10 protein-coding genes and 2 pseudogenes are annotated in these 11071 nt (G+C 51.3%); 10 read left to right on the top strand and 2 right to left on the bottom strand.

From position 1 onward, the window contains the following. Together AC3Y5R_RS23840 and AC3Y5R_RS23835 are read right to left on the bottom strand one after the other, a co-directional pair. A partial coding sequence (locus AC3Y5R_RS23840) for a patatin-like phospholipase family protein (protein ID WP_489923386.1) occupies positions 1–519 on the bottom strand: 519 nt, incomplete at its 3' end. A gap of 220 nt (positions 520–739) precedes the next feature. Beyond that, positions 740–859 (bottom strand): annotated as a pseudogene (locus AC3Y5R_RS23835) (tyrosine-type recombinase/integrase); the annotation flags it as partial. A 349-nt stretch (positions 860–1208) separates the two neighbouring features. Here AC3Y5R_RS23835 and AC3Y5R_RS23830 point away from each other — a divergent pair. From AC3Y5R_RS23830 to AC3Y5R_RS23785, 10 genes and pseudogenes are all read left to right on the top strand, one after another. Next, positions 1209–1865, top strand: a complete 657-nt coding sequence (locus AC3Y5R_RS23830; protein ID WP_489923385.1) for a GntR family transcriptional regulator — start codon at positions 1209–1211, stop codon at positions 1863–1865. Positions 1866–1916: 51 nt separating this feature from the next. Then, positions 1917–2618: a type 1 glutamine amidotransferase gene (locus tag AC3Y5R_RS23825; protein WP_489923384.1), complete on the top strand. Its 702-nt coding sequence runs from the start codon at positions 1917–1919 to the stop codon at positions 2616–2618. A gap of 73 nt (positions 2619–2691) precedes the next feature. After that, positions 2692–3750 carry an ABC transporter substrate-binding protein gene (locus AC3Y5R_RS23820; RefSeq protein WP_489923383.1) on the top strand — a complete coding sequence of 353 codons (1059 nt, stop codon included), beginning with the start codon at positions 2692–2694 and terminating at the stop codon, positions 3748–3750. A gap of 27 nt (positions 3751–3777) precedes the next feature. Next, a complete protein-coding gene (locus tag AC3Y5R_RS23815; protein WP_489923382.1) occupies positions 3778–4914 on the top strand; it encodes a M24 family metallopeptidase in 1137 nt (378 codons plus the stop codon). Positions 4915–4969: 55 nt separating this feature from the next. Next, a complete protein-coding gene (locus tag AC3Y5R_RS23810; protein WP_489923381.1) occupies positions 4970–6673 on the top strand; it encodes an ABC transporter permease subunit in 1704 nt (567 codons plus the stop codon). Further along, complete coding sequence (locus AC3Y5R_RS23805) at positions 6654–7646, top strand: ABC transporter ATP-binding protein (RefSeq protein ID WP_489923380.1); 993 nt, start codon at positions 6654–6656, stop codon at positions 7644–7646. Before AC3Y5R_RS23810 ends, AC3Y5R_RS23805 begins: the two co-directional genes overlap by 20 nt. 33 nt (positions 7647–7679) lie before the next feature. Beyond that, positions 7680–8639 carry a dihydrodipicolinate synthase family protein gene (locus tag AC3Y5R_RS23800; protein WP_489923379.1) on the top strand — a complete coding sequence of 320 codons (960 nt, stop codon included), beginning with the start codon at positions 7680–7682 and terminating at the stop codon, positions 8637–8639. 112 nt (positions 8640–8751) lie between these two features. Next, positions 8752–9243, top strand: a complete 492-nt coding sequence (locus tag AC3Y5R_RS23795) for a hypothetical protein (protein WP_489923378.1) — start codon at positions 8752–8754, stop codon at positions 9241–9243. A 21-nt stretch (positions 9244–9264) separates the two neighbouring features. Continuing rightward, positions 9265–9510 carry a hypothetical protein gene (locus tag AC3Y5R_RS23790; RefSeq protein ID WP_489923377.1) on the top strand — a complete coding sequence of 82 codons (246 nt, stop codon included), beginning with the start codon at positions 9265–9267 and terminating at the stop codon, positions 9508–9510. Between the two features lie 572 nt (positions 9511–10082). After that, positions 10083–11003: pseudogene (locus AC3Y5R_RS23785) on the top strand (hypothetical protein); the annotation flags it as partial. Positions 11004–11071 lie beyond the last annotated feature (68 nt).

The raw sequence follows: 11071 nt of genomic DNA, 5'->3' as shown, positions 1-11071 counted from the left end.
CGGCGTCAGTCCGGAGGCCTTTGAACTGGCCTCGTCGTGAGGACAGGAAATGTCTACGGTTGTGGGGTCAGTCCATACAGTTGAGGAGTGACGATTTAAATCTAAAGTAGTGATAGCTAAACCGATCCCTCGGCGTTCATAAACTTTGCCGATAGTTTCTTCACCAAAGGTATTATTAAGCACTTTGCGTAAGGCAAAGTCCCCTGAAGCTAGTCCCGAGCATAACCCGCGAACGTATTTACCTACAAAAGGAAGGGCACGAAGTCGCTGTCGTGGAAAAATATCTTTACCGTAAGTTTGGTAAAGCTCAAGAACCTTCTCAAGCTGAATACCAGCAGCTAATGCGCAGGCAACGATCCCTCCTGTACTGGTACCGACCAGTAGATCGAAGGCAGAACCAGGGTCAGACTGTTTAAATCCAGTCTGACTTAGCCTTTGAGAAAAAGTCTGTAAGTACGTGGCCTGATAAACACCACGCATTCCGCCACCGTCTAAACACAAAACACGAAATGGGTTCATTTGTACTATATATACCAAAAGAAAAATGGATTAATTACTATATATAGTGGCTCGAATCTTTTTTCAAGTCATACTGGATATAATCACATACTGTGACCTGCACCACGTCAGTCAAGACTTAGTGCTGTTAGCTACTTCCGCTTCTGGCACAAAGCGGACGGCCTGAGATGTTAAGGTTTGGCGTCTTGGGGACGATATACTCACAATTTAAATGGTCCTACTAGCCACTTGTCCATTCCTTCACCATCACTCTCCGTTCGTCAAGATAAGTCGTATGTGTATAATTGCTATTGGCTTGAGCAAGCTGAGCCTCGATACCTACAGGTCGATAGCCCAACTCGCCTTATGTTTTTTTTGATTTTTATCTATACGAATTATTTATTTCAGAAGCCTCCATCAGGTTATGAAGTCTGGCTTCTGTCTGTGACCTGCACACTCCACGATTTTTTCCAAATTCCCCGTTTCTATCCCTTTGCTCCTGAAGCAGCCCGAAAATCCACCCGCAAAAAAGTTTCCGTTCTGAGATCGCTCAAAAAATAAGCTTTGCTTATTTCAAAGCCATAAGATGCAAATAACTTATTTTTAAAGCAGTTCGCTGCAAGGTTGTGTGGTAGACAATTGGTATACATATCGAATACAACAAAGGCACAGGCTAAAAAGTGTGCATTCTCAGGGCGGTGAATAAATTGATGAAATTAGCCCCATCCGGCGATCAGCCACTTTCGCAAAATGCGTATGACTCCGTGCTCCATATGATCCAGACCGGCGCTTTCAGGAATGGTGAAGTCGTCAATGAACGTCGCCTGGCTGAGCAACTGGGTCTGTCACGGACTCCCGTTCGTGAAGCGCTCGGTCGCCTGGAAGGCAGTGGCTATCTGCGGCGCTCGGGCAGGACGCTGTTGGTGAATGGCGTGGAGTTGAGTGAGATTCTGGAAATTATGGCCGTGCGCATTTTGCTGGAAGCCGACGCGGCCCGCAATGCCGCTGGCAAAATGTCGGCGGCTAAGCTGGCAGACATCCGCCAGCAGCTGATGGCAATGACAACTCCCGACCAGGTGAGTGCCAGCAGCCATTGGGAAGTCGACGACTTTTTGCATCTCAGTATCGCTGAAACCAGCGGCAATAAGTTATCCCTGCGGCTGATTGGTGAATTGCGTACCCGCACAAGGATGTTTGGCAAAGAAATGGTACCGATGCGCTTTGAGAGCGGACGTGACGAACACCTGGCCATTCTTGACGCCATCGAGGCGGGAGATGGCGAACGGGCGGCGCAGGCGATGGTTAGACATATTGAGGGAGCACGTTACGGCATTTTTCAGTCGTTCACTGCCAGCAGTTTTCGATAAATCCTGGCCGCTTACAGTGGTCTGTCAAACCTGTCAGGGGGAGTGGAATCAATGGGTCAGAAACGCCTGCTTTATCTCCATAATGGCAAATCGAAACAAACGATTGCCCGGCTGGACGAACGATTCAAAACGTGGGGATTAGAGGTCGATCACTACTGGGCATGGCAGAACGAATTTCCTGACGATCTGCACAGCTATGATGGGATTTTTCTCTCCGGTAGCCCGCACGGTGCCTATGAAGATATTCCTTTTATCCACCGCGAACATCAGCTTATTGTTCAGGCCGCTGCGCTGGGCATCCCGATGTTGGGTATCTGTTTTGGCAGCCAGATCCTCGCCTCAGCATTATGTGGCAGGGACCAGGTCTTTCGACGCGACACTTGCGAGATCGGCAATAAATGGCTGCAGGCAACGCCCGCAGCCGCTGAGGACAGCATCGCCTCCGGCATTTTCCCTCAGGTGTATATGTTTGTCTGGCATAACGATGAAGTGCGCGCCACCCATCCTGATATGACTATCCTGGCCGCCAGCGACCAGTGTCCTAACCAGATCTGGCGGTATAAAGATCGGCCGATTTGGGGTATCCAGGGGCATCCTGAAATTACGCTTGAGCAGGCGCCGCTCTGGTTTGAACAAAACCGCGTCACCATGGAACGCGATGGGGCCGATATTGAAGAGCTGATCGCCACAGCCGACGAAGCTGTTGCCGCAAAATCAATGCTTACCCGCTTTGTGACATTTATTTCCAGATAACCATTTATCGTCCGGAGCGGCTCGCTCACCGGCGACGGTATCGGTTTTTATCAACCAATAAGGGAAAGATGTAATGACAAAATTGACTGTAACAGTGCCAGGTTTGTTAGTTGCCTTTTCGGTGGTTTTCTCGCTGGCGCAGCCGTTGCGCGCCACTGCTGCTGATGAAATGACCTTTGCCAGCTGGGGGGGCGCTTATCAGGACGGTATCCGCGAGGCGTGGATGAAACCCTTTACCAAAGAGAGCGGTATCGAAATTATTGAAGATACCAACCCGGTTATTGCGCGTATTAAGGCCATGGTGGATATCCATAAAGTGGAGTGGGACGTGGTGACCGCAGGCGGCGCCAGCCTGATGCAGGGAGCGAAAAGCGGTCTTTTTGAAAAAATCACCCCGGATATGGTTAATGAAGAGAATGTCCTGCCCGAGGCGCGCAATGATTACGGTGTTCCGTCTGAAATCTTCTCCACTGTCATCGGTTATTCAACCAAAGCCTTTCCCAATGGCGGGCCGAAAACGTTCGCAGATTTCTGGGATGTAAAAAAATTCCCGGGTAAACGTACATTACCGGACAAACCCGATACGGTGCTGGAAGCGGCACTGCTCGCCGACGGCGTTGCCCCCGCAGATGTTTATAAAACTCTTGATACCCCCGCAGGCATGAAGCGTGCACTGGACAAGATCCGTCAGATTAAACCTGATGTGGCGATGTGGTGGTCATCAGGTGCCCAGCCCGTTCAGGCCCTGGCCAGCGGCGAAGTTGTGATGGCGCTGGGCTGGAACGGTCGCTTCCAGTCAGGGATCGACAGCGGTCTGCCCATTGCGATGTCCTGGGATCAGTCGGTGGCGCAGGTGGGGTATTTCATGATTGTTAAGGGTGCCCCCAATAAAGCGCAGGCGGTTAAGTTCCTTAACTACATTATCCGTCCCGAGGTTCAGGCCCGTTTTAGTCAGTATGTGGCTTACGGTCCGGTCACCCCTAAATCAATCCCACTGATCGATAAAACGCGGCAGGCGCGGCTGCCTTCCACCCCTGAACGTTTATCCAATGCCCTGTTTATGAATATCAACTGGTGGGCGGATCACTCGCTGGCGGCAGGTGAAGCCTATAACACCGCCATGCAGCAATGATCGCAATCTGGTAAAGGGGGATTGAAAATGGTGGCAACCAACTACTGGTTTGAAAAAGCAGAGTATGAGCAGCGCCTGGAGCAGGTGCAGCAACAACTGGTCGAAAAAGGGTATGACGCTTTGCTGGCGTTTATGCCGGAAAGCGTGACGTGGCTTACGGGTTTTTTCACCCGTGCTTACTCCTCTTTTCAGTTTGCCATTATCCCGGCAAACGGCGACCCGACAGTGATCTGCCGGGATGTGGAGGAATACTATCTCGACAGTACTTGTCTGTATAACGATCGCGTGATGTGGAGCGACAGTGACGATAAAACCACTATCGCCGTGCAGGCAATCCGCTCGCGACTCGGTAATTCTCCCCGACTGGCAGTAGAAATGGGTGCGTGGCCATTATCAGTGGCGCGCTTTAACGGCATTAAGGCCGGATTGCCTGAAGCCCTGATGCTTGATGAAAGCCAGCTTGTGACGCAAATGCGCTTTATAAAATCCCCGGCTGAGATTGCTTATCAGCGCCGGGCAGCAGTTGCGGCGGAGGCTGGCATGTCTGCGGCAATCGCATCAGCACGCCCCGGCGTCAGCGAACGCGAAATGGCGGCTGAAATCTGCAGCGCGATGATCCGCGCGGGCAGCGATCTGCCTGGCCCGGGTGTGATGTCTTCAGGAGAGCGGGCTTACCATCTTCATGGTGGCTATAGCGATCGCGTGCTGGCACACGGTGATATCGTGCAAATTGAAACCACGCCCAATGTACGACATTACCATGCACGTTTTATGAGGCCGATTCGCGTCGGGCACGCGAGTGATGAGGACCAGCGTGTGGTGGAGCAGCTGATTGCCATTCAGGATGCCACGCTGGCAGAGGTGCGACCGGGAGTGGCGGGTAGCGTGCCGGATGCCATTTATCGCGAAGGGGTACTGGCGGCAGGGTTACGTGAAACCTATACCAATAAAACCTTCTATTCGGTTGGGCTGCTGCTGGCACCCAGTGGCGGCGAACCGCTGGAGGCGGCACCGGGTTGCACGTGGCACTTTACGCCTGGCATGACTTTTCATACCTATGTGCTGGCGCGGGGTTATGGCATGTCCGAAACCATCACCATTACTGACGATGGCTACGAGCGATTAACTCAGTATCCGCGCCAGTTATTTATCAGCCAGGCATGATCCCAGGCCGGAGAGACGATGTGAGAAATCTATTTCAGGCGCGCAGGGAGGAGCTATGTCAACAATCACGCTAAGCGCCACGGCGAATGAAAAGGGTACAAGACGCTTTTCCCGCCTGACGCTGCTGGCTGTGCCACTACTGGTTTTTCTGGCGCTGTTTTTTATCTGGCCAATTATTGAGCTACTTAAACAGGGCTTTTACAGTAAGGGCGCGCTGTCAGCAGACAATTATCTGCACCTGTGGGATGTGCCGATCTACCGCATCGTGTTGCAGAATACGTTTGTCATCGCAGCGGTGGTGACCGGTTGTTGTGTCATTATGAGCTATCCACTGGCTTATTTAATGGCCTCCGTCCGGCCTGCACTGTCAAAAGTGCTGTTTTTCGCTGTGCTGCTGCCTTTCTGGTCCAGCGCACTGGTGCGCACCTCGGCGTGGATTGCGCTGTTACAGCAAAATGGTCCTCTGAATACCCTGCTGGTCACAACCCGGGTTATCGATCAGCCGATCGCCTTTTTGTATAACTTTACTGGCGTATTAATCGGCATGACCCATGTGCTGATGCCGTTTGTGGTGTTGCCGCTTTACGCTTCCTTTCGCGCACTGGATAACTCTCTTGTCCAGGCCGCCCAGAGTCTGGGGGCGGACGCGATTGGCATTTTCACCAGGATAATCCTACCGTTGACCCGACCGGGTGTGGTGGCGGGGGCGATCATCGTTTTTATGAACGCGGTCGGCTATTACATCACGCCTTCACTGATGGGGGGACCGGCGCAGCGGATGATTGCCGAACTGATCTCGCACAATATCAGCGATGAGCTGAACTGGGGCATTGCCGCAGCATTGGCCGGGGTGCTACTGATAACTACGCTGCTGGCGCTGTGGGTGTTCAACCGTTTATTTGGTCTGGACAAACTGATGGGTAGCCACAGCGGGAAGGGTAACCAGCGAGCGGGTGCACGGCGAACCAGCGGCGGACGTCTTAGCGCAATGGCTGGTGTGGTGTGCGCGCTGTTTTTGATACTGCCAATACTGGTGGTTATCCCAATCAGTTTTGGTACCGGTAACTTCCCGACCTTCCCTCCACCACACTATGGACTGCGCTGGTATGACAATTTCTTCACCGATTCAAAATGGATGGCCGCGCTGTGGCAGAGCGTGAAAGTCGGCGTTGTTGTTACCCTGTTGTCGTTGATTCTGGGAGCCTCCGCGGCGCTGGGCGTTTATAAAATGCGTTCAAACCGCAAAGGGTGGCTGGAAGTCCTGTTTATCATTCCGATGTCCGTCCCTGCGATTATTACCGCCGTGGCGCTCTACTACCTCTGCGGTCCGCTTGGACTGATCAATAATTCGGTGGCGCTGATTATCGGCCATACCGTACTGGCAACACCCTTTACCTACATCACAATGCGTGCCGCTCTGCAACGTTTTGATCCCAGTCTGGAACTGGCTGCGCTTAGCCTCGGTGCAAGCTGGCCGCAGATGTTCAGGCGCGTGATGTTACCGGCGCTGTTGCCTGGCATGATTGGTGGAGCGGTGTTTGCTTTTATTACCTCGTTTGATGATGTGGTGATGGCGCTGTTCCTGACCACACTGCGTAATCGCACGTTGCCAAAGCTGATGTATGAAGGGTTGTCGTTTGATTTTGATCCGACGGTCATTTCCGCATCCTGCGTGTTGATTGGTGCAACCGCGCTGATCCTGCTTGCCTGGAGTCTGTCTGGTCGTCATGGAGAAAAGCATGAAACAGCAACAAGGTAAAGATGTAAGCCTGACGGGTATCCGAAAAGTTTACGGTGACGTTATCGCGCTGCCTGATGTCAACCTGTCGGTGAAGCGCGGTGAGTTTTGCACTTTGCTCGGCGCCTCTGGTTCAGGCAAAACGACCTTACTAAAGATTATCGCCGGGTTTGAAACGCCGGATCAGGGCAGGGTGTGTATCGCTGGCAAAGATGTCAGCCGCATGCCCATTGCCGATCGCAATATCGGCATGGTTTTCCAGAACTATGCGCTGTTCCCTCATATGTCAGTATTTGAAAATGTCGCGTTTTCGCTTCGTATGCGTCGCCTGGCTGAAGTGGATATCGAACGAAAAGTTTCTGAAGCACTTGAGCTGGTCAGCCTGAAAGAGTACCGCAAGCGTCTGCCGGGAGAATTATCCGGCGGGCAGCAACAGCGTACTGCACTGGCCAGGGCGCTGGTCTTCAATCCGGATATCCTGCTGATGGATGAACCGCTGGGGGCGCTGGACAAAAATCTGCGTCAGACCATCCAGCTGCAGATTAAACAGCTGCATCAGGAGCTGGGGCTGACGGTGGTGTTCGTGACCCACGATCAGGAAGAAGCGATGAATTTGTCCGACACCATTGTCATTATGGAGAACGGTAATATCGTCGAATCCGGCGCGCCGGAACACCTTTACCGCCAGCCGGGTACGCCATTTGTCGCCGGGTTCCTCGGTGAATGTAATTTCATCCGGCAGGAGGGGGCGGCGTTGCTGGGCATTCGTCCTGAACATCTGTTGCTCGGCAGCAGTGGTCAGCCAATGTCTCAGCGACACCGCGGTGAAATCCAGATGGCAACATTCTGTGGTATGCACTGGAAACTGTTTATCGCTTCACTGGGGCAAACCATTATCGCCTATGCACCACCTGATATTCCGTCGGTTGAGCGAACGCCCGGACAGGTGATCGACTGGGGATTTCATTCACGGGATGCCATCGCTTTCCCTTAATAATCCGCGCATTGCGCACGCAACGAGGTGAAGATGAATAACAAACTCAGTGAAAAGGCGAGCGGCGTCTATATTATTTCCGCGACGCCTTTCACCGACAGTGGTGAGCTGGATCTGAATAGTTCGGACACGCTGACTGACTTTTATCTGCAGCAAGGGGTCAGCGGCATCACCATTCTCGGTATGATGGGCGAGGCATCCAAACTGACTGATGAAGAGTCACTGCTCTTTATGCGTCGGGTGCTGGCGAGGGTCAATGGGCGCGTACCGGTGGTGGTTGGCGTGAGCCATGCATCCCACCAGCATGTGCAACGCTTAAGTCTCAGCGCGATGGAAGCAGGCGCCGCAGGCGTGATGCTGGCCCCGACTCCTAATCTTAAAACTGACGATCAGATAAGCCAGTATTACCTTACGCTGGCGCAATGGCTCGGCAGCGATGTGCCAATCTGTTTGCAGGATTTCCCTCAGTCCACAGGAGTGCATACGTCGGTCGCGGTGATTTTGCGTCTGATTGAGGCGTTACCGCAACTGGTGATGCTTAAACATGAAGATTTACCCGGATTGCGTAAGCTCACCCAGGTACGCGAACAAAGCACTGCGCGTGGTCTGCGACGCATAAGTGTCCTGGCTGGCAACGGCGGACTGTTTTTACCTCAGGAAATGCGCCGTGGCGCAGATGGGGCGATGACCGGTTTCGCTTATCCGGAAATGCTGGTGCAGGTTTGCGCGCTGTTTAAGGTCGGTAAGCCAGAAGCAGCAGAGGATTTGTTTGATATTTATCTGCCGTTATTGCGCCACGAGTTTCAGTTCGGCATTGGCCTCGCACTGCGTAAAGAAACGCTGCGGCGGCGTGGGGTGATAAGCAGTGCGAATGTGCGTCAACCCGGCCCAGTGCTGGATAGCACCGATCTGAATGAATTAACGCAACTGATTACGAGGCTTGAATTACGGTTGGGTGATTCTGATTTTCCGGCTAAATTCTCGTTGTCGTAAAATGGGTCTGAAAATAGCAGTGCAAGGAACAAAAAATCCACGCCGAAGCGTGGTTTTTTTTGCCTTTGGTTAAACTATGAACATCACCGTTATCACCGCGGGCGAGGGAGCTATGTCAAAACTTAAAACGACTGATTTGCAGGCGAAGAAAAGGCCTAAGCACAGTGTCAGGGGGCAGCTGGCGGCTGCCACATCCACGCCGGAAGAACGGGTAACGGCCGAACAATCGGCGAGAGAATTTCAACCAGCCACTTATATTCTGGGGAGGCGAAGAGACCAGAGTGGGCTGGGATGGCAGGCATTACCTGCTCCCGGCAAAGGAAAGCACTATCTTACGATTGAAGTTGAAGAGGAATTCAGTGAGCAGGATGTGTTGTTAGCCGTTGAAACTGCGCTCAATACTTTGGCTGCCGCGCGTGGTGGCAGGAATAATGGTGCTGAAGGGGCAAAATCTGTTATCCCACGCGACTATAACCGGGAAGTGAACATCCAACAGATCAAATCCTCAGCACTGGAAAATAGCCATTGGCTGAAATCAGGGCAGTTGGCCGACATTGTGGGGTCAATGGCGAAGAACCGGAACGCGCTGCCTAACCGCTGGTAAAAAGCCGGTAAAATCTTTGCGGTGAATTATGAGGGCCATGATCTCTATCCTGAATATGCTGTCGATCATACGGGAACGTTACTGCCAGTCATTGAGCAGGTCCTGGATATTTTCGGTAGCCGAAAAACGGCCTGGGCAACAGCGGTATGGTTCGATGAGCGTAACAGCTGGCTGGATAATCGCGCCCCACGGGAACTGGTAACGACTAAACCTGAAAATATCATTCTGGCGGCGAGGAAGGTGCTGGAAGGCGCGACGCATGGCTAATCCGTTCTGATCTGAGTAAAATTGATACGCAGGTACACAGTATCCTCAAACCAGCTCGCGATCTGCAGCACTGGAATTGTGGGACAGACTTTTGCGTATTGAACGAAGTGCAATGGGTAAGTGAAAAAGGGCCCATACTTATATATGGACCCAAGTATTGAGTTGAGAATGAATCAGACGTTAAAATGTCATTTAATATTTATCTAATTGATATTCATTGATTTTGTTTTCAGTTTTTATTTTTATACTCACACCTGTACTCATGTCGGTTGATGCTGTTAACTGAGGTTAATTATCACAGCGCCAACCAGCACTTGTTCACCCTGCTAGAATGGTATTATTTCTTTTATTTATCAAAGCATTGCTCTGGCCGGGTTATCAAATGCTTGATGAGTGCCAAGTGTTGTTGTAAGCATATCCTCAGGACTATATCTTATCTGACAGATAGATTTTTGCTAGACGCGGACATTTCTACACCATTGATACCTCAATCAATGGAGAGAAGGTCAGATTTCATTTAATGATCAGCAGGCATAGATTTCTGAGGACTTTAGTCAAAAAAGGGAGACGCAATGCCAGAGATTAATTCACACGATTCTGCACAGACTTTACCTCAGGAGAGGGAAACGCTGTATCACTTGGTCTGGCGTGAGCCTGCGGAGCGTATAACTGCGCTGTATGGCATTAGTACTGAGTTATTGGCGAAGCGATGCAGCGAAATGTGTATACCCAGGCCGCTTGCTGGTTACTGGAAAGCGCTAGCTAAAGGGAACGCGCCTGCAATCCCGGCGCTGCCTGCCCTGAAAAAGGGAAGGGCGGTAAAGGTACTTGAGAATCACAACCCATCAGTGCAACCTTCTGCCATTGTTGTATCAAAATCAGTGTCTTCAGTAACCCGAAAGCAAGCTCCTGTTACAGGTAATGGTTATGGACTGATAAATGATCTCAAAAAGTATTTGCCAGCCTCCTCGGTTACAGAAGATGGCTATTACAAGCCTACGAAAAAGAAATTACTGGATCTCAACGTTTCTGATACGGGATTTGATAGTGCAATAGAGTTCCTGAGTCGCTTCTTTGATGCCCTAGGGAAAAAGGGGTACCGTGTTACGTTGGATGCGCCGGGAGAAAGGTTGAATCGTGCGGATATTGATATTAAGGAAGATCCGAAAGGGGGAGGATATCGCTGGGGCAATTTATGGCGGCCTTATACGCCTAGTATTATTTGTGTTGGGGATATGTACTTTGCGTTTAATCTTGCTGAAATGACGGAGTATGTTCCAGCGAAAAAAGTCAAAAATCGCTATGTTCGTGATGAACAGATGGGACGATGGATGCGGGGAAGAAATAGTGAGCTTTTTCTTCATGTATCAAAACATACTTTGCCTACTGGGCGATTTCTGTTGCAGCTTTACTCGCCTTATTCTTCCGCAAAATGGTTACTTCAGTTCCGGCAGACAAAGCAGTGTGGATTGATTAGTCAGATCCCTAGACTGGCCCCATAGATCACCAGACACTTCGCCTCTCTTAAAATAAGAGGTAGTCTTAGAACTATGTTTAACAC

The sequence above is a fragment of the Erwinia sp. 009765445 genome (assembly GCF_058137865.1).
This window is presented reverse-complemented; position numbering and strand designations above follow the sequence as displayed.

Excerpts from the sequence above, each read along its gene's own strand:
- AC3Y5R_RS23830 (WP_489923385.1), top strand. The coding sequence starts at position 1,209 with ATGAAATTAGCCCCATCCGGCGATCAGCCACTTTCGCAAAATGCGTAT.
- AC3Y5R_RS23825 (WP_489923384.1), top strand. The coding sequence starts at position 1,917 with ATGGGTCAGAAACGCCTGCTTTATCTCCATAATGGCAAATCGAAACAA.
- AC3Y5R_RS23820 (WP_489923383.1), top strand. The coding sequence starts at position 2,692 with ATGACAAAATTGACTGTAACAGTGCCAGGTTTGTTAGTTGCCTTTTCG.
- AC3Y5R_RS23815 (WP_489923382.1), top strand. The coding sequence starts at position 3,778 with ATGGTGGCAACCAACTACTGGTTTGAAAAAGCAGAGTATGAGCAGCGC.
- AC3Y5R_RS23810 (WP_489923381.1), top strand. The coding sequence starts at position 4,970 with ATGTCAACAATCACGCTAAGCGCCACGGCGAATGAAAAGGGTACAAGA.
- AC3Y5R_RS23805 (WP_489923380.1), top strand. The coding sequence starts at position 6,654 with ATGAAACAGCAACAAGGTAAAGATGTAAGCCTGACGGGTATCCGAAAA.
- AC3Y5R_RS23800 (WP_489923379.1), top strand. The coding sequence starts at position 7,680 with ATGAATAACAAACTCAGTGAAAAGGCGAGCGGCGTCTATATTATTTCC.
- AC3Y5R_RS23795 (WP_489923378.1), top strand. The coding sequence starts at position 8,752 with ATGTCAAAACTTAAAACGACTGATTTGCAGGCGAAGAAAAGGCCTAAG.